This window comes from Bacillus cereus group sp. N21 (assembly GCF_016483395.1).
Taxonomy (GTDB): domain Bacteria; phylum Bacillota; class Bacilli; order Bacillales; family Bacillaceae_G; genus Bacillus_A; species Bacillus_A pseudomycoides.
On sequence record NZ_JAEHBX010000036.1, the window covers coordinates 1 to 22,473 of the forward strand.

Here is a 22,473-nt window from a genome sequence, read left to right on the forward strand (position 1 = left end):
ATGAGTGTAAAGATACACAAAAACCCCGAAGCATGGACTTTTTTTAAGTGTCCACGATTCGGGGTACAGTTCACATACGATCTTAAGGTTTTTTTCATAAATACGTATTGTAGTTGATACAATAATAATAAAAGGATGGACAAAATATGATTACGTTTGAAAAAGTGAATACAGAAACAAAAAAAGTTGTTGAAGAAATGTTTGCTTCTAATGGTTTGAATATAAAGGAAGTTCAATATTGTATAAAAATTGATGATACATATATTGGTGTAATTGATTATACCGTTCAAGGTGAGCGTGCTATATTATCTAATTTAATAATTCATTTTGATTATCAAGGTTACGGATATGGAACGAACACTTATTTTACATTTGAAGAAATGATGAAGAGTAGAGATATGAAAGATATCAAGGTGTTACAAGGGGATCTAACTAAACAAGCTAAATCTTTTATAGAGGGACTCGGCTTTATATGGAACGGTGAAATGTACATAAAACGCTTCTAAAAGGAAAGAAGTTAACTAAGGAAAGAAATGAATATAAGGCAGGTGGATGTATGACGATGACGTCTGGTTTTTTACTAATAGGGAGTTGTTTTATAGGAGCAGAACTATGCCAAATTTTCATCCGGAAAATGATGCGTAAAAAGCGTAAACCGTATGAATGGCAATACATTCCGGTATTTTTTATTTTGTTTTTTACTTTGTATGTATTACAAAATGCAATCCACTTTCCACCAATGTTGAACATTTTTTTGAAGTTTGGCTTAATATATAGTGGCAGTGGAATGGCTATTCTATTTTGTTTGTTTTGTATACGGCATGTTCATTATCAGTCGTACATATTTATTTTAAATTGGCTCAATCGAGATGATGGAAATCGCCTTACATAAGGTGGTTTTTTTGTTTGTTTTGTAACCAAATTTTTATGTTGTACATAAAATAGGACGAGCATAAATATAAGCTCTATTAAATATAGAAAGGAAATGGTATATGAAGCTAGTTATAGATGCAGGTCATGGCGGATACGATTCCGGTGCTGTTGGAAACGGTTTGGTTGAAAAAAATCTAACACTTCAAATTGCTAAGCGTGTTCGAGATATTTTACTTGCAAATTATGCAATTAATATTAAGATGACGCGCGATAGTGATGTCTTTATCTCATTATCAGAACGTGCAAATATTGCTAATTCTTTCGGAGCAGATTTTTTCATCTCATTTCATATTAATAGTGGCGGTGGAACAGGTTTTGAAAGTTATATTTATAATGGACTATCAGATAGCAGTTCTGCAGCAGCCAAGCAACAAAAGATGCATGTGGCAGTTAATCCTGTTTTAACGAAATACGGTTTGCGTGATCGTGGTGCAAAAAAGGCCAATTATGCAGTACTAAGGGAAACAGCTATGGATGCTTTATTAACAGAAACAGCTTTTATTGATACAACATTTGATGCAAATTTATTGAAAAATCCGCAGTTTATAGAAGATTTATGCCAAGCATATGCAAGAGGAATTGCTGTAATCTTAGGATTAACGGCAAATCCAAACCCACCAAATCCAGAACCGCCAAGTCCAGCTCCTCAAACAAAAGGTGTAGCATATATTCGAGGAAAGAACGTGAATTTAAGAAGCGGCCCATCAACATCATCCTCAGTGATTCGTCAGTTAAATTCTCCAGAATCGTATGTAGTTTATCAGGAAAGTAACGGTTGGCTAGATTTAGGGGCAGGCCAATGGATATATAATGATCCATCGTATATTGATTATGTGAAATACGGAAATAGTGATGGAAGTCCGATTGGAGTGGCGAATATTCGAGGGACGAATGTGAATTTAAGAAGCGGTCCATCAACATCGTCTTCAGTGATTCGTCAGTTAAATTCTCCAGAATCCTATTTAGTATACGCAAACCAAAACAGTTGGCTAAACCTAGGAGGAAATCAGTGGATATATAATGATCCATCTTATATCAAATATGATCAATATTAAAATATAAAAGATTAACAATAGAATTGAATGACACCCTGCCTTGAATGTCTTGCAAACAGAAGAACTTAGAGGGAGGGCTTTTTGTGAGGAAATAATATATTAAAATTATAAACATGCAAATTGGACTTATCATTGTAATAGCTATGCAATTCGTGTTGAAAAGGGCAAGTCAAAACATGTGTTATGCATTGATTGAAGTGACAATTACTTTTGTATGCCTGTTCATTTTCCATGTTTATCGGTAGGATGAAATTGTATCCATGTTGGAATAGTTGAGAGAACATATTCTAGAAAAAATTTTAAAATATATTGACAACTTTTAGTCAATACATTAATCTTTAAAATGTTAATGATAATCAATTTCATCTAGGAGGACATATGACTCGAACTAAAAATATCTTTATTCTCTGCATTGTAATGTTAACGGTTATGATTGCAGGATGTGGCAAAGAAGAGAAGAAAGAAACGAATACAGCAGCAGAAGGAAAAGAATCGTATGTAATTAAGCATGCGATGGGGGAAACAACGATTAAAGGAATACCTAAAAGAGTCGTTGTCCTAACAAATGAAGGTGCCGAGGCACTTTTAGCGGTAGGAGTTACACCGGTTGGTTCTACAAAACCAAGAGCTGGTGAAGAATGGTATCCGCATTTAGCAAAAGAATTGAAAGATACAAAAGTTGTAGGAACTGAGCGTGACGTTAATTTAGAGGCGATTATGAAATTAAAGCCTGATTTAATTATTGGGAATAAGATGCGTCATGAAAAAGTATATGAACAATTAAAAGAGATTGCACCTACTGTTTATGCTGAAGCACTACGCGGGGATTGGAAAGAAAACTTTACGTTATACACAAAAGCCGTAAATAAAGAAAAAGAAGGTCAAAAAGCGCTGGATGATTATAAGAAACGTATTGAAGCGATAAAAGAGAAACTAGGAGATAAAATAGTATCTAAAGTTTCTATCATTCGTTTCGTTCCAGGTGATGTTCGTATTTATCAAAAGAATTCATTCTCTGGTGTTGTTTTGCAAGATATCGGATTTAAGAGGCCAACACTTCAAGATAAGGATGATTTTGCGATAAAAGGTGTTACAAAAGAGCAAATTCCAAATATGGATGGAGACTACTTATTCTATTTCACATCTGATAAAGATGCTAATAAAAATAATGAAGGAAATACGATAGCGAAAGAATGGACAGAAGACCCACTCTTTAAACAGCTACAAGCTTCCAAAAATAATAAAGTATTCGAAGTAGATGAAGTTATTTGGAATACAGCAGGCGGCATTAAAGCGGCAAATCTTATGTTGGATGATATTGAAAAATACTTTCTGAAATAAGTAAATAACCTATAAAAACACATCACTATTAAATTGTGATGTGTTTTTATATTCTTAAATAACTGAAAAATCATCACTATTAAGTGCAAATAAGTTGTAAAATGAAAATAATTATTAGGAAAGGAGTGGTAATATGGCAACAGGTGTTCATAAAGATTGGATTTTGTTTAATGGAAGAATTGTGAATATGAAGGAAGAACAGCCAATGGTTGCATTAGAAGAGCGAGGTTTACAATTTGGTGATGGTATATATGAAGTGTTTCGTTTATATAATGGGAAACCTCACCTACTAGATTTACACTTAGAAAGATTCTTTAAATCTATGAAGGAAATTCATCTTGTTCCACCTTTTACAAAAGAAGAATTAATTGAACAACTTCAGCAATTAATTGAGAAAAATCAATTTCAAGAAGATGGGAATGTGTATATTCAAATTTCAAGAGGCATGCAGCCACGAAATCATGTATATGAATCAAATCTAGAGCCAACTTGTTTTGCAAACATTGTTTCATTCCCGAGACCGCTATCTCTAATGGAAAAGGGAATAAAAGTAACAGTGGAAGAGGATATTCGCTGGAAGTTTTGCCATATCAAATCTTTAAATCTTCTTCCTAATATTATGATTAAGAATAAAATTAATGAAGAAGGGTATCAAGAAGCGATATTAGTTCGAGATGGAATTGTAACAGAAGGATGCCATTCGAATTTCTTTATTATAAAAAATAATAAAGTGATTACGCACCCAGCGGATCAACTTATTTTACATGGAATTACTCGTCATCATGTCATTTCATTAGCAACAGCTCTACATATTGAAGTAGAAGAGCGAGGGTTTTCATTACAAGAAGTATACGAGGCAGATGAATGCTTCTTTACAGCAACACCCCTTGAAATACTCCCTGTCATTCAAATTGGAGACGAATCATTTGGTAATGGTGAACGGGGACCTGTTACAAGGAAGTTACAAGAAGCTTATGAAGAAAGCATCGCTACCTTTAAAGTAATAAATTGAATGCGCAAGGAAAATGAAGCTGGTATTCCTCCAGCTTTTTTTCGTGATATAATTAAGCATAGGACAATTTTTGAAAACGCTATAAAAGGGGATTTTATGTATATGAATTATGAAGCATTTAAAGAAGTAATTCACGGACGACGCAGTGTTCGGAAGTTTACAGAACAAGAAGTATCTATTGGTGACATAGAGGAAATTATTGATTGTGCTCGTTATGCTCCAAGCGATACGAACTCACAAACGTGGGAATTTATTGTTATTATGAATCGGAATAAAATTAAAGAAATTGAGCAAATGACATGGGATGCTTTACATAAATTGGCTGAAAAAGCAACGGAAAAAGGAGAAGAAAAAGCAGGCAAATTACTTACGCGTTCGTTTGGACCATATGCAACTGCTTTTTCTGATGCACCGGTTTTAATCGTATGTTTAGCTACACCATATGAGTCAAAGTTTCGTGAAAAGATATTTGATCCAATTGACTTCGTTCCAGATTCAGTATGGGAAGAAGAGGGGATTAAGAGTAGTTGTTTAGCTGCGCAAAATTTAATGTTAGCAGCATATGCAAGAGGTCTTGGGACCTGCCCGATGACAGGGCCGGTGTTATTAGCTCAAAATGAACTGCGACAATATTTACAGATTGAGCCTGAGAAACAAATTAATATGGTAATTTCGCTAGGGTATCCAAAAGATAAACCGAAGAAACTTGCTCGAAAAGAAGTAAAAGATATTACAAAGTTTATTTTGTAGGATGTTATGTGAAAAATTAGAAAAAGACATTGGATGTATCAATGTCTTTTTCTAATTTTTCTAGAGGAGAATATTTTTTAGTGATAATGGGCTAGAATGGAGAGTAAGAAGGAATTTCTAATTATTTCTTGAAAAAATTAATGATGTTAAAAAAGAAAGTATGGTACAGTAATGATGAACAGAATGTTTGTTCACGGAAGTTTAAAAAACTGAACTTAGAACAGATAATTATTTCTGTATAATAAATAAAGAATAAATTTACAGGGGGGATGAATTTTGAAGAAATTCATAATCACTGGATTGTCTGCTTTGTTACTGGTGGGGTGTGGTGTCCCGAATGGAAAAGAAGAAACTCAGCCAGTAAAAGAAGAACAAGTTGTAAATGCAAGTGATGAGAGTGTGACTCCTTTTCCAGAGGGAACAATGCCAATTGGTGAAGGGAAAGTAAAAGTAATCACGCCAGATGGTACTTCTGAAGATGGGAAGATACCAACTGTATTTGTAAAGAAGGATACTCTAATTCAGCAAGTTGAATTAGAACTTGCCGATTTTCAAAATGATAAAGAAACATTCGTATTCGTAGATAATATATTTGAAGATAAACATCATGTTACTAGCATGACGCAGACAACAGTAGAATTAAAACAAAAAACGTTAGAGACAGGGTATCATACAATAACTGCAGTTCAATTTGAAAATAATAATCCAGCGGGAAAAGTTATTAACTTTGTACAGGCTAAATTTGAAAATAAACCTGCACATTAAAAAGGTAATACTCTGTTATGTTAGAGAGGGAAAGGTACATCACGATAAAGAGTGATGTACCTTTTTGGTTTTTATTCCGATTCTACCATTTGCGGGCAGTAAGACTCCCACCTCAAAATTCGGTGAAAATAAAGAAATTAGGCAGGAGAGTAACTGCCCATAAAAGCCCGATTGGTGAGGGGAAATAATTAATGGAGGATGGAGAATCCCCCACTTATTAAAGTTTCAATTTATCTTTTTATAAATACACATTAAGAAGAATTTGAATAAGTTACAATAAGAATTAGCACAAATTATCAAAAAATATTTTGATGAAAATATAAAATAGATTAAAAGAGGGGGGAGTGAAGATGGATTATTTCGAAAAAATCCAAAACTCTATTGAATTTATTGAAAGCAATCTACAGGACAGACTTAATGTTGTTGAAGTTTCTTCGCAATCTTGTTTTTCTCCGTTTCATTTTCGAAGGCTGTTTCAAGCGATTACAGGTTTTTCTGTACAAGAATATATAAGAAATAGAAGGCTATCTGAAGCTGCCATTTCATTAAGGGAAACAAGAAAGAATATATTAGAAATTGCGATTGATTTTCAATATAACTCACAAGAGGCATTTACACGGGCATTTGTAAATTATTTTGGAATGACTCCTGCTAAATATCGAAAGTCAGAAATCGCTTTACATTTACAAGCTAAAATGAATTTTTTTGACTATAAAAAGGAGATGAAGGGAGACTTGATTATGAATAAACCTAATATTGTACAACTAAGCAAAAGGGATATTATCGGTTTTGAATATAAAACTAATCTAAACAATGAAAAATACTTTGAGGAAATTCCAAAATTTTATTTTGACTTTGGAAGTAATGAATATTATTTGAGGATTCTTGAGAAAATTGCACCTAATATGTCATATGGTATCGCATGTAATTTTCATGATGATGGTAATTTTTCGTTCATTATTGGAGAAGAAGTACAGGGGAGTGCTGCAGAATTAGACGATGGGTTTGTTAATTTTGAAATTCCAGAAGGTAAATATGCTGAATTCAAAGTAAATGGTTCGACTGATTTAGTTCAAAATACGAGAAGGTATATTTATGGTACATGGCTACCAAACTCGAATTATGAAAGAAGAGAAGGACCAGATTTTGAAATTACCGATGTATTGCAATCAATATATCCAAATCAAATGAAAGTGATAATATATATACCTATACTTTAAATATAAATGTTTCGTAGGGATTTGTTTGAAAATGTCGAATAAAATATATTGCGTCGTAAAAACACGTTTTCTATTGTTTAGCGTGAAACGAGTAGGGAGGAGAATGAGTGATGAAACGTGCTCTTATAAATATTGATTATACATATGATTTTGTAGCAGAAGATGGTGCTTTAACGTGTGGAAAGCCGGGACAAGATATTGAACAGCATCTTGTAGCGATTACGAAGCAGTATATTGAAAACGGAGATTATGTTGTGTTTGCCATTGATAAACATGAAAAGAATGATTCCTATCATCCTGAGACACAATTATTTCCACCACATAATATAGCGGGAACAAAAGGAAGAGATTTATACGGAGAGTTACAAAAGGTGTATGAAAAATATCAAGACAATGAGAATGTATACTATATGGACAAAACACGTTATAGTGCTTTTGCTGGAACGGACTTAGAAATGAAACTAAGAGAAAGAGGAATACAAGAAGTCCACCTTGTTGGTGTATGTACGGATATTTGTGTTCTACATACAGCAGTGGATGCCTATAATAAAGGATTTCACATCGTTGTACATGAAAAAGCAGTGGCTTCTTTTAATGAACAAGGACATGAGTTTGCAATTGGACACTTTAAGTCTTGTTTACATGCCGAAGTGCAGTGAAGAGAAACAAAAATGCGGGAGAAAAGGAATGGAACAATACTTAGACGGCTCTTGGTCGTTCGGAACTGCAAGATTAGTAAACAAATACAACAAATCGAAAAGTTATTGATATAGAGTAAAGAAGCTGATACATTCAGCTTCTTTTTTAATTTATAGTATTTAGAAATTTCTTAATGTTATAATGGTAGTTGGTGATGAACATGAATTATGATGAAAAGCAAATGCGCCGGTTAGAGGCGTTAAAAGAAATTGCAGAGTTGTTAAATGAGGCAACTGATTTACAGGAAATGTTGGAAAAAGTATTACATACATTATTGCAAGTTATGAATTTACAAACAGGTTGGATTTTTTTTATTGATGAAAAAGGAACGCATCGTATGCTTGTTGATAGGAATTTGCCACCAGCACTCACATGGCGGGAAAAGAAGCCGATGTGTGAAGGAGATTGTTGGTGCGTGAATCGATTCGTAAATGGACGTTTAGAAAAGGCAACAAATATCATTGAGTGTAAACGAATTGAAGATGCTATTGAATATAATTGGGGAGAGACCGAAGAGATTACACACCATGCGACGATTCCTCTTCGTGCTGGCAGCGAGAAGTTCGGTTTATTAAATGTTGCTTCACCTCATAAAACACATTTTTCAGAAGAAGAACTAGCGTTATTAGAGGCGATTGCATTCCAAATTGGAACAACGATACAACGAATTAGGCTAGTTGAGAAAGAGCGCAAGTATGTAATTGTAGCGGAGAGAAATCGACTCGCACGTGATTTACACGATTCGGTGAAACAATTGCTATTTTCTATTATGTTAACTGCTAGAGGGACTCTTGATATGGCAAAGGACAAAGAATTACAAGAGATGCTCCGTTACATAGGGGAATTATCGCAAGAAGCGCTGCAAGAGATGACATTATTAATTTGGCAATTACGGCCAGAAGGATTAGAAAAAGGGCTTGCAGAAGCAGTACAGAATTACGGAAAGCTATTAGGTATTCAAGTAGCAATTCGAATTGATGGAGTTATTTCAATTGGTGATGAAATAGAAGAAGTACTGTGGCGTGTGAGTCAGGAAGCCTTACATAATTGTAAAAAACATGCTTCATGTGAGAGAGTATCTGTTAGCTTGAAAATAGAAAATAATAAGTTGAACTTTCAAATTGAAGATGACGGCATTGGGTTTATTAGAGAAACAGTGAGAGGTTCAGCACTTGGTTTAAAAAGTATGAAAGAACGAATTGAATTGATGAAAGGAACATTTCGAATAAGAACGAAACCGGGACAGGGGACAAAGATTGAGATTCAATTACCGGTTTGAAAGGGAGAAACACATTGAAAATTAAATTATTACTTGTAGAGGATCATCATATTGTGCGAAGGGGACTTGTATTCTTCTTAAAAACGAAAGAGGAATTTGAAATTATAGGAGAAGCAGAGAATGGGGAAGAGGCGTTAGCGTTTGTTCGAAAAGAAAGGCCAGATGTAGTATTAATGGATTTATCAATGCCGAAAATGGATGGAATTGAAGCGACAAAAAGATTGAAGCAATATGATGCGACAATTAAAATCCTTATGTTAAGCAGTTTTTCAGAGCAAGATTACGTTCTTCCAGCGATGGAAGCTGGTGCGGATGGTTATCAACTAAAAGAAGTACAGCCAGATCAACTTGTTGCTTCTATTATTGCTGTACATCAAGGCAATGCAAATTTCCATCCGAAAGTAACGCCTGCTTTGTTAGGACGACCGGCAGTGAAAGAGGAAAAAAAAGATAGTTTTTCTATGCTGACAAAAAGGGAAAAAGAAGTACTGCGTGAAATTGCGAAAGGAAGAAGTAATAAAGAAATTGCAGCAGAGCTTCATATTACAGAACAGACAGTTAAAACACATGTTTCAAATGTACTTGCTAAATTAGAAGTAGATGATCGGACGCAAGCGGCTTTGTATGCTGTGAAAAATGGTGTTGTATAGGAAGATGTTGAGGTGCCAGTAGCTATACGCTCGTATGAACAAAATTGTTTAAATCTATCCGAATGTGTAGGAGAATACATAACAGAAAACAATGAAGCGATTCAGATTACAAGTTCAAATAACCAATTCTATGTTACGATTCCAAAACGTTACGGAGTATTATATAAGTTTAAAATTTTGCCTAGTCGCTTGTAAAATGAAACGATAACATTCCGTACTACATATATTGATGAAGAGGTAGAAGTCAATATAAGAACAGGATTATTACGGTATAAAGACGACACTGCAAAATATACAAAAGCATATAAAATACATAACAATATCCAATAAAGATTTTTCTTCTTTCGATAATTAGGTACGATAGAGCTACTATGGAAGGGGAAGATACATCATGTCTGGTACAAAAAGTGGAATAGGAAAGATTCGGGCTTCATTAAATGGTTTATCACCGAAGCTTCGAAGTATTGCTGAACATATTATTAAACATCCGCAAGATGCTGTACATAAATCAATTACGGAATTAGCTGAAGTTACTAGTAGTTCAGAAGCGACTACAGTTGTTTCAGCACTTCGAAATCAGTTCGGCGGACACGCTGTTGTAAAGAATGATTAATTGATATATCAGGAACTCATACGAAAGTATGAGTTCTTTTTGTATTTCTCATACTATTTTCTCAAAGCTTTTCCCTCTTTTTACTGTTTTTTGTGTAGAATTTTCTGATAGTATAGAGGTAGAACTTAAAACAAAGGGGAGAAATAAACATGAAATTAGTTGTAATTAACGGAACACCACGTAAATTTGGTAGAACACGTGTCATTGCAAAATATATTGCAGAACAATTTGAAGGAGAGTTATATGATTTAGCAACAGAACAATTGCCTTTATATAACGGTGAAGAATCACAACGTGAACTAGAAGCGGTAACTAAATTAAAAACAATAGTGAAAGAAGCTGATGGTGTTGTCCTTTGCACACCTGAATATCATAATGCGATGAGTGGTGCGCTCAAAAATGCATTAGATTTCTTAAGTAGCAGTGAATTTGTCCATAAACCAGTTGCTTTATTGGCGGTTGCAGGCGGCGGAAAAGGCGGTATAAACGCGCTTAATAGCATGCGGATTGTCGCGCGAGGCGTATATGCAAATGCGATTCCAAAACAAGTTGTACTAGACGGTTTATACGTACAAGATGGTGAACTTAGTGAAGATGCAAAACCATTAATTCATGATCTTTTCAAAGAGTTAAAAGCATATATGAGCGTGTATAAAGAAGTGAAAAAGCAATTAGGGGTTGAGTGATAATTTTTTAGAGGGCAATGTTCTATTATTCATTGCCTCTAGCACCTTTGTGAAAACGATTTCAATTAATAAGGTCCACAGAATAGTGATATAAATAGAAGAATTTTTAATAAAATTGATTTTATGTATGGAAATTAAGGTGGTGAATAAGGATGATTACACATTTTTCAGAGCTGAGATTACAGACAGTATCTATTCAAGGCGTAGAACAAGTATATGGAGAACGCCTCGGGATCCCAATTTTATTAAAAACGGATAAACAGATAAGTTTTCGATTAGCGCCACATGTAACTTTATCTTTTGAAGAAGCATATGAGCCAATTTCACCTGCTCATTTTGCTTTTCAAGTACCATTTTCAAAATTTTATGAAGCAGCAAAACGGATTCAGGAATCTGGTTTGCTTATTGTAAAATGGGAAGACGGTCATGACATTGATGAAGAGGATAATCGATTAAATTTATATTTTCGCGATGGGGATGGAAATCTTCTAGAGATTATTGCACATAAATCTTCTAGAGATTATTGCACATAAATATATTGATGAAGGTGTTTTAGTTCCACATACACCTTTAAACATTCTTTATATGAGAGAAATAGGTTGCCCAGTTGAAAATGTACCTATATTTAGAGAATGGCTAAAATCTAATTTATGCATGAAAACATTTGAAGATGGTGGAATTTTAAACTTTATGATTGGTGGCACAGCCCATATTGTTGCAAGTTGGAAGGGGAGAACTTGGATTCCAATTGCAATGAAAGCTTTGCCTCCAAAGATACATGTTTCATTTGGAACACCAAGTCTACACTTCATACAAAAGGTTCAGAATCATCTAAGACAAAATGATGTACCTTGTCAGTTTAGTAAGAATGAACTATCGTTTGTTCAAGAAGGATATTCTTTTTCTATACAACATACTCCGCATTTTAAAGCTGATATTCCTAATAAGTTAAATTTGCCACTTTCTATTTAAGTGGTATTTTTTTGACTTGTATTCAAAACACCTGTTGCTTCATTCGTTTAATTGCTATACACATATTAACGATCTGGATACGTTTCTTGTAAAAAAACGACAGATTGTTTAATTAATGCTTTTAGAACATTAAGATCAATATCTGCTACTTTATTAATGTATATACACGCTTTTCCAGATGTATGTTTTCCAAAGTCTTTTAATAATTCTTCTCGCTTAGGGTCACCCGTCGCAAAATATAAACTAATCTTGGCTTTACGAGGGGAAAAGCCTACTAATGGTGCATCTCCTTCATGACCAGATGCATATTTATAGTGGTATGTACCAAATCCAATTATGCTTGGTCCCCACATCTTTGCTGGATAACCTGTTGTTTCAGTAAAGATATCTAATAACTGATATGCGTCTTCTCGTTTTTTTAGGCTGTCAACATTTTCAATAAACTCGATTACACTATTGTTGGTTTCTGTTGTTTTGAGTTTATACATAATAGAATCGCCCCCTTTTTAGATATAGGTTTTATCGCATATTTCATTATAATACATAGTTTGAATCAAAGTTACAGAATCTCATGTATTCTTAAAAGAAATAAAAACTTTTGAATAAAAATTTACTTTCTCTTTTCATCCTTAAAAATAACACAAAATTATTTCATTTCATCTAACTTACCTTTTTTTCTAAGTAAATCGGCTTTTGTTATATCTCTAGAAATAATAAATAGAAATAAGTTAACCAAGACTAAAATGACATCTATACAAATGACCCAAGAATCACTTTTTATAAAAGAATTAGTCATAACCAATATTAATAAGCTAATTCCTGAAATTAAACGTACTTTGTTTTGTCCTATTTTCAACATAAAATCATCTCTTTTTCACTATATTACAATATTCTTATTGTATTTAATATATATTAAATACAATAAGAATGTAATGAATGCACTAAATGCAACCTTTTATCCCGAATAAACGGGAAGGAATATCCTCACCTCAAGATGCAGAGAGAAACAAGGATGTTAGGTGGGAGATCAACTGCCCGTAAAAGTCCGATTGGTGAGGGCTAATAATCAGTGTGGGAAAGAAAACCCCACTGATTAAAGTTTCACTTTATCTTGATATCCCAAAAATAAAAAATACTCTTGAAATAAGGAGAAACTTCCAATAAATCCATTGTATGACGAGAGAGAAAATACAAAATCTATAAAGGAACCATATAAAAAGAGGATGTGAAACAAAATGGGAAAAACGAAAGCGTTAGGATCAGCGAAACATAAAGGAAATCAAACTCAGTGTCATACATCTTCTAAAAAAGGGCGTAATGCTCAAAACGCAGGACAACGTAGTCACTAAAAAACACTTCTGTCTCCCTTTCTTTTTCTATATAATATAAAGAAAGGGAGTGTAAGCTTATATATGAACAAATGGATACTACTTGTTATTTTATTATTTCCACCATTATGCATAATGTATATGACATATCGAATGAAAAAAGTTGCTTGTGAAAAGTTAAGTGATAACGCTCCATATGTATTAATTTTAGGTGCAAAATTATTTGGGGATAAACCTTCTTTATCTCTTCAAAATCGACTGGATGTAGCCTTAATGTATTTAAATTCTCATCCGGAAACAAAAGTAATTGTATCTGGAGGACAAGGTGAAGATGAGGACATTCCTGAAGCACATAGCATGCGAAATTATTTAATAAAACATGGAATTGAAGAGAATCGTATTTTCATTGAGGATCGTTCGACAAGTACTTATGAAAATCTAAAGTTTAGCATGGATTTATATCATGTAATGCACGCGGTAGTTGTGAGTAATACATATCATCTATATCGAACAAAAATTATTGCTAAGCGTTTAGGAATGCAGATGGAGTCACTCGCGGCACCAACGCCAAGGCGTTCAGAGAAGAAAGCATATATACGTGAATATGCAGCAATTATTAAAACAGTATTATTCGATCATTAGAGCTCAAGTAAGGGCTCTTTTTTCGTGAATAAAAAGCGTATCATTTGAAAAGAAGGAAAGATTCTATCAGAATGAAAGAAACAATAATAAGGGAGTTGTATTTGTGATTCGATTTAATCATGTGTCAAAAGCATATGAAGATGGTACAAAAGCAGTAGATTCATTACATTTAGAAATTAAAAAAGGAGAGTTTTTTGTCCTTATCGGTCCGAGTGGTTGCGGAAAAACAACAACGATGAAAATGATTAATCGTTTAATTGAAACGACAGAAGGTTCCATCTCTATCGATGGAAAAGACATCCAAGATTACAATATTCATGAACTGCGTTGGGATATCGGGTACGTTCTGCAACAAATTGCATTGTTTCCTCATATGACAATTGCTGAAAATATTGCGATTGTACCTGAAATGAGAAAATGGAGTAAAGAAAAAGTTCGAGAGCGTGTGGATGAGTTACTTGATATGGTTGGATTAGATCCAGATGTATATCGAAATCGTATGCCTGATGAATTATCTGGTGGACAGAAGCAACGTGTGGGAGTGGTAAGAGCACTGGCTGCTAACCCGAAAATCGTTCTCATGGATGAACCATTTAGCGCGCTAGATCCATTAAGCCGAGAACAGTTGCAAAAGGATATTGTAGAATTACAGAAAAAAATTCAAAAAACAATCGTGTTCGTGACACATGATATGCAAGAAGCGTTAACACTTGGTGATCGTATTTGCGTGATGAGAAAAGGAAAAATCGTTCAATTAGATACACCGGAAGGAATCATACATAACCCAGTAAATGATTTTGTAGAAGAATTTATTGGAAATCGTGTTCGCCCTTGGTATGAAGGGAAGAGCATTGAAGATGTGTTGCCACTTGCGAGTGATAGAAAAGTAGACAATGATGTTTTACCTCTATCTCTGCATGCTTCACTACAAGAGGCGTTGATTCGTTTGGAAGCAGAAGAGGCAATCCCGATTGAAAGAGAGGGGCAATACGTGGGGACATTAACGAGCCGTCATATTGTGGCATATTTGGCTGGACAAATGAAGGAGAGGGGGTAAACCGTGTCTGCATTATTACAAACGTTTCAAGAACGAAAATTAGAATTACTTAGTGCGCTGATTGAGCACTTACAAATTTCACTTATTTCTTTATTCTTTGCGGTGATGATTGCAGTTCCACTCGGTATTTTGTTAACGAGAAGAGAGCGAATTGCTGAGTTTATTATAGGCACATCTGCTGTTATGCAAACAATTCCTTCATTGGCTTTACTAGGGCTTTTAATTCCGCTTGTTGGTATTGGAAAGGTGCCAGCAATTATCGCGCTAGTTGTGTATGCGTTATTGCCAATTTTACGAAATACATATACGGGAATCCGTAAGTTAGATGCATCGCTTATTGAAGCAGCAAGAGCGATGGGAATGAATAGCTTTAGAAGATTATGGAGAGTAGAACTTCCTCTTGCATTGCCAATTATAATGGCTGGAATTCGTACGGCAATGGTATTGATTGTCGGAACAGCTACGTTAGCTGCTTTAATAGGAGCTGGAGGGCTTGGAAAACTTATTTTACTCGGTATAGATCGAAATGACCATGCTCTTATCGTATTAGGGGCTGTACCAGCCGCATTGTTAGCTTTATTCTTTGACGGAGTACTTCGGATGTTTGAAAGCACTGGACGCTCTCCTAAGCGAATTATATCGGCAATATGTATCATTGTAGTTGTTATAGCTGCACCATTTCTATGGAATACGCAAAAGAAAGATATTGTGATTGCTGGAAAGCTTGGAGCTGAACCAGAAATTTTAATTCAAATGTATAAGCAGCTGATCGAGCAAGATACTGATTTAGATGTAGAATTGAAACCAGGACTTGGGAAAACAGCATTTGTTTTTGAAGCTTTAAAATCAGGGGAAATTGATATGTATCCTGAATTTTCAGGGACTGCTTTATCTACTTTTGTAAAAGAAGACCCAAAAAGTACAAATCGTAAAGAAGTATATGAACAAGCACGCCTAGGGATGGAAAAGAAATATCATATGGTGATGCTAAAGCCGATGGAATATAACAATACATATGCACTTGCAATGCCAAGAAAAGTTGCAGAGCAGTATAATGTGAAAACAATCTCAGATTTACGAAATGTTGCAGCAAATGTTAAGGCTGGATTTACGTTAGAGTTTGCAGATCGGGAAGACGGCTATAAAGGGATGCAAAAATTGTATAATTTCCAGATTGCAAACGTAACAACAATGGAGCCGAAGTTACGATATGGTGCAATTGAGTCGGGGGAGGTTACTGTTATTGATGCTTATTCTACTGACAGCGAACTTGAACAATATGGCCTCCAAGTACTAGAAGATGATAAAGGGTTATTCCCACCTTACCAAGGAGCTCCTTTATTAAGAAAAGAAACGCTTGATAAATATCCTGAACTTGAACAGACATTAAATAAACTTGCTGGGAAAATATCAGATGAAGATATGAGAAAAATGAATTATGATGTAAATGTAAATGGTAAAAGTGCAGAAAGAGTAGCGAAACAATTTTTAGAAAAAGAGGGATTGATTCATTAATATTTGCAAAAAATATACAATTTAATGACTGGAAATCGACCGTTCATAATAAAATGAACGGTTTTTTTGTGCATACTTATACAATTTTTCAAAAAAGTATTCCCTTTTTGCTCATTTTCTTTTAGAATAAGTAATGTTTTCCTGAAAAAATATAATAGAAACATCTATTAGAGAAAAAGGTGACTTTAATAGTTGAACGGATGAACATAACACCTAGAATGACAGATGGGGTGGTACCGATAGAAAAGAAATTAGGATTTTTTCCATTAATCGCATTAGTAGTAGGAACAATGGTTGGCGGTGGTGTTTTTAGTTTACCGCATGATTTAGCAGTAGGCGCAAATAGTGGCGCAACGATAATTGGATGGTGTATTACAGCAATGGGAATGATTCCACTTGCACTTGTATACCAAACGTTAGCAAGACAAAAACCAGAGCTTGAAGGCGGAATTTATAGTTACGCGCGCACAGGATTTGGTGAATATGTTGGTTTTAACAGTGCATGGGGATATTGGCTTGCAGGGATTTTAGGAAACGTAGCTACGATTATGTTATTGTTTAGTACACTTGGATATTTTTTCCCTATTTTTAAAGGAGGAAACAACGTTGCCTCCATCGTTGGTGCATCTCTTTTATTATGGACGCTGCACTTCCTTATTTTAATTGGAATTCGTGAAGCGTCTATTATGAACTTTGTTGCAACAATTGGAAAACTAGTTCCGATTTTATTATTTATTGCAGTTATGGTTACAGCGTTTCGCTGGGATACATTTACACATGATTTTTGGGGTGAGGGAACCGTTTCTATTTCTTCTGTCCTTGGTCAAGTGAAAAATACGATGCTTGTTACACTTTGGGTATTTATCGGTGTGGAAGGAGCAGTCGTATTATCTGGAAGAGCAAAAAACAGCCGTGATGTTGGAAAAGCAACGGTTGTTGGATTAATTTTAGTTATGTCCATCTATATTTTAATCTCAGTCCTTTCTATGGGGGCAATGACAAGACAAGAGCTTTCTCTGTTAGAAACGCCGTCAATGGGCCATGTATTAGAGCATGTTGTTGGACCATGGGGAGCATTTGCCATTAATATCGGATTGGTTGCTTCACTTGTTGGGACATTAATTGGATGGTTCTTACTCGTTTCAGAAATTTCTCACGTAGCAGGGAAAGATGGCGTATTTCCGAAAGCCTTTACGAAGACAAATAAAAAGCAGACACCACATATTGCATTATGGATTTCAAATGGTGTCGCACAAACATTGTTTATTATCGTTTTGTTTTCGGAATCAACGTATCAAATGATGTATTTTATCGCGTCTACATCTATTTTACTTCCGTACTTATTATCAGCACTTTATCAGTTGAAATTAGTTGTAACGAAGGAACTGAAACGTGCGAGGCTAAAAAATGGAATGCTTGCTTTAATTGCCTCATTGTATTCCGTATGGTTGATTTATGCAGCAGGCTTAAAAAACTTATTACTTGTCTCAATCGTATATGGTATTGGACTTGTTGTTTATATGTTTGCTCGAAAAGAAAAAGGAAATCGCTGTTTTTCTGGCATGGAGAGATGTGTCATGGTTGTAATCGTGGTTGCAGCAGTAATATCGCTTTATATGCTTGTAACAGGTAATATAAAAATGTAAAAAAGTCCTCCTGAAGGACTTTTTTCTTTGCATACAAGGAATTTTATTTTATTTACAGAATATCTAATATATAAGATGTTTAGGAGGGATGAGAATGGAAGAAAAAGAACAACTCTTAAGAATTATGGAATTGGCAAGTGATTTACGAAAAGTATTAGTACAAGAATCATTTTTTAATCATCATCCCGAACTACGTGGAGCGATTGAGAATTTAGCTGGTTCTGTGGAGACTTTAGCAAGCCTGCAACATAATAAAGATGAAAATGCCGAGGATAAACTACGATACGTACTTGCTAAAATGAAAATTGCTCACAATGCGATTATGCAAGAGAAAAAAGCTTTCCCTTCTCACTAATATAAGTTTTACTTTTGTAACCTGACGGTGTACGTCAGGTTTTTTTGTTTCTAGTTTTCTTTTACAGTTCATATAATAAGAACAGTATGAAAAAAAGAAGGTGAGTATATTGAAGCTACATAAAGCTCTCCATCCAAGTTTTATAAAGCGGATGTATCACATGAGATTTCTTGGAAAGTTCGTTGAAGGTGAGGAGGAAAAAAAGAATACTTTTTCTGTACAATGTCTTTCACAAATTCCTTCTATTTTGAAATCGCAATTTGAAGGTGAAGTATATTTGTTTGAAGGACTATATACTAACAAAAAAAATGAGAGAATATTTGCGGATTTAAAGAAAAAAAAGTTAGAAAAACAATTGGTATTGTTTCGCCTTTATTATGAAAGAGGGAACTTGTATGTTGAATTAATATGTACAGAACAACGGGAAATCGCGGATGCATATAAGATTATCCCTTCGCCAAGATTAGTAGGATATAAAAAGAGAGAATCTTTAGAGCGAAAGCTAGGTAATGGGTACTTATCTTTTCTTATTCCTAAATTCCCACACGATTTCGAAGTACCACAGTTGTTATGGTATGAAGGTAGATTATATGGGAATTTATCATTAAAATCATCCATTAGTTCAATTGCATATTGCGAACAAAAAAAGGAATGCAAATATATCGAAATTGATAATTGGACCAAGTATATAGAAGTGAAAGCGGATGATCATTTGTATTTTGTAAGAGAAAATATGTATGATCAACTTCTAAAGCAAATCGAAGAAGAGGGAAAACGGGTGGAAGTAGTAGACATAAAAGGGCAAAAAGAAGACCAAGAATGGAATGAGCGTGAATCTACATTTATACATTATGTACAGAACTTAATCAATAATAAAGGTTTGTATTTAGATGCAACGGATATTTTTAACTTTCATATTAGTGTAAAAACAAATATGTTAACGATTCTTGCTGGTATCCCAGGAATCGGGAAATCTCGTTTTGTGCAAGTATATGCAGAAGCGTTAGGGTTAACGTATGGAGAAGAATTGTTATGGATTCCAATTTCTCCATCTTATCAAGAACCACACGATATAATAGGTTATCTTCATCCAAATGGAACATATATCGAAAGTGAAACGAAGTTAATTCGGACATTATTAAAAGCATATGAAAATCCGAATCAGCTTTATATGATTGTATTTGATGAAATGAATATGTCACATATTGAACATTGGTTTACACCATTTTTATCTATTCTTCAATTAGAAAAGAAAAATCGTATTCTTTCTTTATATGAGGAAGGAAATGAAATAGAAAATATAATTCCACCTAAAATTGAAATTGGTGAAAATATTATTTTTATCGGGACTGTGAATTTTGATGAAACAACGAAAGAATTATCTGATCGCTTATTGGATCGAACAAATCTTATTACACTTCAAAAGATTCCATTTTGTGAAATCAATATGCAGCAAAATAGAGGGATACAAATCCCGCCCCTACAAGTAACAACAGGAGAGTTTCGTATGAATTGGTTACGAAATAAAGAGATAATTGATGTGCTTTTTGAAGAAGAATTAGAACTATTAGATAGATTACATGGCGTATTATCATCACATGACGCATCGAAAGGCGTTTCTTTTCGATGCGCTGCTGCGATTGCGACTTATTTGCAAAATATCCCTCCAAAAGATAATCAATCTTATATGATTAGCCGAGAAGAGGGTTTTGATTTACAAGTAAAACAGCGTATTTTAACAAAATTACGTGGTACGGAAATGACAATTGGTCCACTTCTTCGTGAGGATGAAAAGAAAGGGCTATCGCTAGTATCATTATTACAATCTCCACTTGCGAATTGTGTCTCCGCATTCGAACATTCTCTAGCTTATATTAGACAAAAACGGCGTGAATTGGAGTTGTATGGGTATGCGAAATGAGGAGCAGCACGAGACGGAAATTGTAGATACAAAAGATAAGCTCCCGTTCGTATTAAAATTAATTATTGGAACAGAAGGAAAAGGAGATTTTATATTTTTGAATCGTCTTTGTAAACACACTACAACAATGGCACATTGTGTTTATAAAGTGCAAGAATTAAAAGCATTACGTTTGACTTTACATTGTGAAAAGCCAATCCGTGTTACTTTTATATGGAATAAAGTGTATGAAGGGCAAAAAGATAAGAAAGAATGGCAATATGAATTGCATGAAAAAAGAGAAAAATTATTATTATATGAACATGGAAAAACTGATTTTTTTTATCCTTGGCGTTGTGGTTTGTATCATTTCGAGGTGAAAGTGGAAGAAGAGATATACTATGGAGCGTTTCAAATTGTTCCTAAAAATTTTTTTGATGATCAATTTGAAACGATTCAAAATTATGTAAAATCAATTTTGAATGAAATTATGCTAGATCGTGGTTATTATAAAAAGACATTCTCAACGCTAATTGACATTGAAGATTCTTCCTATTTAATGCTACTTCGAATGCTGCCACAAAAAATGAAAAAAATAAAGCAGCTTTATAAAAAAGTTGAAGAGAACACAAGATATATCGATAGATATGAGTGGGAAATACGGGAACGAAAAGCGACGATGAAAAGTGTGATAATGAACGAGAAAAAGCCTCACGCTAAGTATTATAATCGCAGATTTATAGAACAAACAGATAGTTTGGAGAATGCTTTTCTAAAATTTACAACGAAACAATTTTATCAATATTTACTTGAAGCGCAGGCTTTCTTACAAAAGACAATCGAAATATTAGAAAGAGCAACACATACAAAAAAAGAGGAACAACAAGCAGTAAAAACAATTATGCAAACCATTGAAAGAAACGGGTCTGTAACAGATAGGGAAAAGCAAAAATATCGAAATATTCATTTGTTAAAAGAGGCAGACTTGCGGAAAGCATCTATGAAAATACAAGAGTATAAAATTTTAAATCATATTGTCCACCAAGCTATACTGTACTTTCAAAATTTGTTAAATTCTCCATTCTGGAGAGGGATTTCTGAAAAGACAAATATAACTATGCATGCTTTACCTGTTACTCATCGGCAACTATTATATCATTTAGAGTTTCTACCACGTTATAATCAACAATCTCCAGCTTTATTATTTGTGTATAAACCAACGTTTTTAGTGTATGAGTATTATGCATTTTTTATCATTATTTCTATATTGCAACAGTTAGAATTTAAAGATGAAATTTCATTACGCGAACAAATTCAAACTTATTTTTACTTAGATGGTTTACAGGATGGTACGACAATTGTTTTAAATCGTGAAAATATTCAAATCCATGTAGTGTTTAATGACCTTATTGAAACGCACCCACTCATTGCACTTAGTAAAGGAAGTCATTTCTATAATGGAGAAGATACGAAAAAGCCAGACATTCGTTTAGATTGTTATGTGAAGCAAGGGGAACGTTATGAGTACCAGTCGTCTATTATTGTTGAGGTGAAATATAGTCCTATGTTTAATATTTTTCAGCCTGTTGGAAATACAAAAGCAACAGAGCAAATGTACAAATATTGGTCCATTAAATATGTAGAAGAACAAGATGGAAAACGTATTTTTCACCGAAGGGCGATTCATGAAGTGATTTGTGTATACCCAGGCAGTCATATGCACGGGAAGAAAATAGAAGCAGGTTGCGGAGTCTTTTTGCAATTATATCCATATAAAACAAAGCAGGGAGAAGAAAAGTTAGCTGGAAAGCATGGTCTTGTACAGATTTTCGAGAAATGGTTAAAAAATATTGTAACATGAAAAGAAACCTTTCTTTACGGAAAAGGTTTCTTTTTGTGTAAGTAAATTGAATTGTTGAAGGGAGTATAATTGTGAATTTATGGTATTGTAGAATTAAATACCCATAGAGGTGATAAAACAATAAAGGTAATTTCTAATTATATACAATGGAAGTGTCACTTTATATAAATATAAAAAAATGAATAGGAACTGGT

Annotated in this window: 22 protein-coding genes and 2 pseudogenes; 22 read left to right on the forward strand and 2 right to left on the reverse strand. The window is 34.1% G+C overall.

All coding sequences use genetic code 11. From position 1 onward, the window contains the following. The first annotated feature begins 146 nt into the window (after positions 1-146). From JDS96_RS18905 to JDS96_RS18975, 15 genes and pseudogenes are all read left to right on the forward strand, one after another. Positions 147-506 (forward strand): GNAT family N-acetyltransferase, encoded by a 360-nt coding sequence (locus JDS96_RS18905; RefSeq protein WP_018782142.1) that lies wholly within the window; start codon positions 147-149, stop codon positions 504-506. Between the two features lie 56 nt (positions 507-562). Next, on the forward strand, positions 563-892 hold the full coding sequence (locus JDS96_RS18910) for a hypothetical protein (RefSeq protein ID WP_018766421.1): 330 nt from the start codon (positions 563-565) through the stop codon (positions 890-892). A 100-nt stretch (positions 893-992) separates the two neighbouring features. Continuing rightward, complete coding sequence (locus JDS96_RS18915) at positions 993-1,988, forward strand: N-acetylmuramoyl-L-alanine amidase (RefSeq protein ID WP_003207118.1); 996 nt, start codon at positions 993-995, stop codon at positions 1,986-1,988. Positions 1,989-2,366: 378 nt separating this feature from the next. Then, positions 2,367-3,329, forward strand: a complete 963-nt coding sequence (locus JDS96_RS18920) for an ABC transporter substrate-binding protein (protein WP_033798849.1) — start codon at positions 2,367-2,369, stop codon at positions 3,327-3,329. A gap of 133 nt (positions 3,330-3,462) precedes the next feature. Next, positions 3,463-4,341 (forward strand): D-amino-acid transaminase, encoded by an 879-nt coding sequence (gene dat / locus JDS96_RS18925; RefSeq protein ID WP_003197405.1) that lies wholly within the window; start codon positions 3,463-3,465, stop codon positions 4,339-4,341. Between the two features lie 102 nt (positions 4,342-4,443). Further along, the gene (locus JDS96_RS18930; RefSeq protein WP_199667689.1) at positions 4,444-5,091 is read left to right on the forward strand and encodes a nitroreductase family protein; all 648 of its coding nucleotides are present in this window, start codon (positions 4,444-4,446) and stop codon (positions 5,089-5,091) included. Between the two features lie 276 nt (positions 5,092-5,367). Further along, positions 5,368-5,856, forward strand: a complete 489-nt coding sequence (locus tag JDS96_RS18935; protein ID WP_199667690.1) for a hypothetical protein — start codon at positions 5,368-5,370, stop codon at positions 5,854-5,856. Between the two features lie 350 nt (positions 5,857-6,206). Beyond that, positions 6,207-7,076, forward strand: coding sequence for an AraC family transcriptional regulator (locus JDS96_RS18940; RefSeq protein WP_199667691.1), 870 nt, complete (start codon positions 6,207-6,209; stop codon positions 7,074-7,076). A gap of 110 nt (positions 7,077-7,186) precedes the next feature. Continuing rightward, positions 7,187-7,735: a cysteine hydrolase family protein gene (locus JDS96_RS18945; protein ID WP_018766414.1), complete on the forward strand. Its 549-nt coding sequence runs from the start codon at positions 7,187-7,189 to the stop codon at positions 7,733-7,735. Positions 7,736-7,935: 200 nt separating this feature from the next. After that, positions 7,936-9,054, forward strand: coding sequence for a GAF domain-containing sensor histidine kinase (locus JDS96_RS18950; protein WP_199667707.1), 1,119 nt, complete (start codon positions 7,936-7,938; stop codon positions 9,052-9,054). A gap of 14 nt (positions 9,055-9,068) precedes the next feature. Then, positions 9,069-9,704, forward strand: a complete 636-nt coding sequence (locus tag JDS96_RS18955) for a response regulator (protein ID WP_003197417.1) — start codon at positions 9,069-9,071, stop codon at positions 9,702-9,704. Positions 9,705-9,716: 12 nt separating this feature from the next. Then, on the forward strand, positions 9,717-9,899 hold the full coding sequence (locus tag JDS96_RS18960) for a hypothetical protein (RefSeq protein WP_199667692.1): 183 nt from the start codon (positions 9,717-9,719) through the stop codon (positions 9,897-9,899). Between the two features lie 196 nt (positions 9,900-10,095). Next, a pseudogene (locus JDS96_RS18965) lies at positions 10,096-10,257 on the forward strand (MurR/RpiR family transcriptional regulator); the annotation flags it as partial. Positions 10,258-10,466: 209 nt separating this feature from the next. Next, positions 10,467-11,003 carry an NADPH-dependent FMN reductase gene (locus tag JDS96_RS18970; protein WP_006094747.1) on the forward strand — a complete coding sequence of 179 codons (537 nt, stop codon included), beginning with the start codon at positions 10,467-10,469 and terminating at the stop codon, positions 11,001-11,003. A gap of 152 nt (positions 11,004-11,155) precedes the next feature. Then, a pseudogene (locus JDS96_RS18975) lies at positions 11,156-11,975 on the forward strand (VOC family protein). A gap of 65 nt (positions 11,976-12,040) precedes the next feature. Here JDS96_RS18975 and JDS96_RS18980 read toward each other — a convergent pair. Both JDS96_RS18980 and JDS96_RS18985 read right to left on the reverse strand, forming a co-directional pair. After that, positions 12,041-12,463, reverse strand: coding sequence for a DUF1801 domain-containing protein (locus JDS96_RS18980; RefSeq protein WP_003197438.1), 423 nt, complete (start codon positions 12,461-12,463; stop codon positions 12,041-12,043). A gap of 158 nt (positions 12,464-12,621) precedes the next feature. Further along, positions 12,622-12,834, reverse strand: coding sequence for a hypothetical protein (locus JDS96_RS18985; RefSeq protein ID WP_003197440.1), 213 nt, complete (start codon positions 12,832-12,834; stop codon positions 12,622-12,624). Between the two features lie 553 nt (positions 12,835-13,387). Here JDS96_RS18985 and JDS96_RS18990 point away from each other — a divergent pair. The 7 genes from JDS96_RS18990 (at position 13,388) to JDS96_RS19020 (ending at position 22,279) form a co-directional block, all read left to right on the forward strand. Continuing rightward, positions 13,388-13,945 carry a YdcF family protein gene (locus JDS96_RS18990; RefSeq protein ID WP_006094751.1) on the forward strand — a complete coding sequence of 186 codons (558 nt, stop codon included), beginning with the start codon at positions 13,388-13,390 and terminating at the stop codon, positions 13,943-13,945. 103 nt (positions 13,946-14,048) lie between these two features. Beyond that, entirely contained in the window at positions 14,049-15,002 is a 954-nt protein-coding gene (locus JDS96_RS18995; RefSeq protein ID WP_003207125.1) for an ABC transporter ATP-binding protein, read from the forward strand. A gap of 3 nt (positions 15,003-15,005) precedes the next feature. Then, positions 15,006-16,517: an ABC transporter permease/substrate-binding protein gene (locus JDS96_RS19000; RefSeq protein WP_199667694.1), complete on the forward strand. Its 1,512-nt coding sequence runs from the start codon at positions 15,006-15,008 to the stop codon at positions 16,515-16,517. 218 nt (positions 16,518-16,735) lie between these two features. Further along, the gene (arcD, locus tag JDS96_RS19005; RefSeq protein WP_199667708.1) at positions 16,736-18,163 is read left to right on the forward strand and encodes an arginine-ornithine antiporter; all 1,428 of its coding nucleotides are present in this window, start codon (positions 16,736-16,738) and stop codon (positions 18,161-18,163) included. A gap of 94 nt (positions 18,164-18,257) precedes the next feature. Further along, positions 18,258-18,518: a hypothetical protein gene (locus tag JDS96_RS19010; protein ID WP_003197448.1), complete on the forward strand. Its 261-nt coding sequence runs from the start codon at positions 18,258-18,260 to the stop codon at positions 18,516-18,518. A gap of 109 nt (positions 18,519-18,627) precedes the next feature. After that, positions 18,628-20,439: an AAA family ATPase gene (locus JDS96_RS19015; protein ID WP_199667695.1), complete on the forward strand. Its 1,812-nt coding sequence runs from the start codon at positions 18,628-18,630 to the stop codon at positions 20,437-20,439. Next, complete coding sequence (locus JDS96_RS19020) at positions 20,429-22,279, forward strand: hypothetical protein (RefSeq protein ID WP_199667696.1); 1,851 nt, start codon at positions 20,429-20,431, stop codon at positions 22,277-22,279. Before JDS96_RS19015 ends, JDS96_RS19020 begins: the two co-directional genes overlap by 11 nt. The last annotated feature ends 194 nt before the right edge of the window (positions 22,280-22,473 follow it).

What these genes read in the sequence shown, in the direction of transcription:
- JDS96_RS18940 (WP_199667691.1), top strand. Translation starts at nt 6,207, where the DNA reads ATGGATTATTTCGAAAAAATCCAAAACTCTATTGAATTTATTGAAAGC.
- JDS96_RS18945 (WP_018766414.1), top strand. Translation starts at nt 7,187, where the DNA reads ATGAAACGTGCTCTTATAAATATTGATTATACATATGATTTTGTAGCA.
- dat (WP_003197405.1), top strand. Translation starts at nt 3,463, where the DNA reads ATGGCAACAGGTGTTCATAAAGATTGGATTTTGTTTAATGGAAGAATT.
- arcD (WP_199667708.1), top strand. Translation starts at nt 16,736, where the DNA reads ATGACAGATGGGGTGGTACCGATAGAAAAGAAATTAGGATTTTTTCCA.
- JDS96_RS18985 (WP_003197440.1), bottom strand. Translation starts at nt 12,834, where the DNA reads ATGTTGAAAATAGGACAAAACAAAGTACGTTTAATTTCAGGAATTAGC.
- JDS96_RS18915 (WP_003207118.1), top strand. Translation starts at nt 993, where the DNA reads ATGAAGCTAGTTATAGATGCAGGTCATGGCGGATACGATTCCGGTGCT.
- JDS96_RS18970 (WP_006094747.1), top strand. Translation starts at nt 10,467, where the DNA reads ATGAAATTAGTTGTAATTAACGGAACACCACGTAAATTTGGTAGAACA.
- JDS96_RS18980 (WP_003197438.1), bottom strand. Translation starts at nt 12,463, where the DNA reads ATGTATAAACTCAAAACAACAGAAACCAACAATAGTGTAATCGAGTTT.
- JDS96_RS19010 (WP_003197448.1), top strand. Translation starts at nt 18,258, where the DNA reads ATGGAAGAAAAAGAACAACTCTTAAGAATTATGGAATTGGCAAGTGAT.
- JDS96_RS18990 (WP_006094751.1), top strand. Translation starts at nt 13,388, where the DNA reads ATGAACAAATGGATACTACTTGTTATTTTATTATTTCCACCATTATGC.
- JDS96_RS18905 (WP_018782142.1), top strand. Translation starts at nt 147, where the DNA reads ATGATTACGTTTGAAAAAGTGAATACAGAAACAAAAAAAGTTGTTGAA.
- JDS96_RS19020 (WP_199667696.1), top strand. Translation starts at nt 20,429, where the DNA reads ATGCGAAATGAGGAGCAGCACGAGACGGAAATTGTAGATACAAAAGAT.
- JDS96_RS18910 (WP_018766421.1), top strand. Translation starts at nt 563, where the DNA reads ATGACGTCTGGTTTTTTACTAATAGGGAGTTGTTTTATAGGAGCAGAA.
- JDS96_RS18950 (WP_199667707.1), top strand. Translation starts at nt 7,936, where the DNA reads ATGAATTATGATGAAAAGCAAATGCGCCGGTTAGAGGCGTTAAAAGAA.
- JDS96_RS18930 (WP_199667689.1), top strand. Translation starts at nt 4,444, where the DNA reads ATGAATTATGAAGCATTTAAAGAAGTAATTCACGGACGACGCAGTGTT.
- JDS96_RS18920 (WP_033798849.1), top strand. Translation starts at nt 2,367, where the DNA reads ATGACTCGAACTAAAAATATCTTTATTCTCTGCATTGTAATGTTAACG.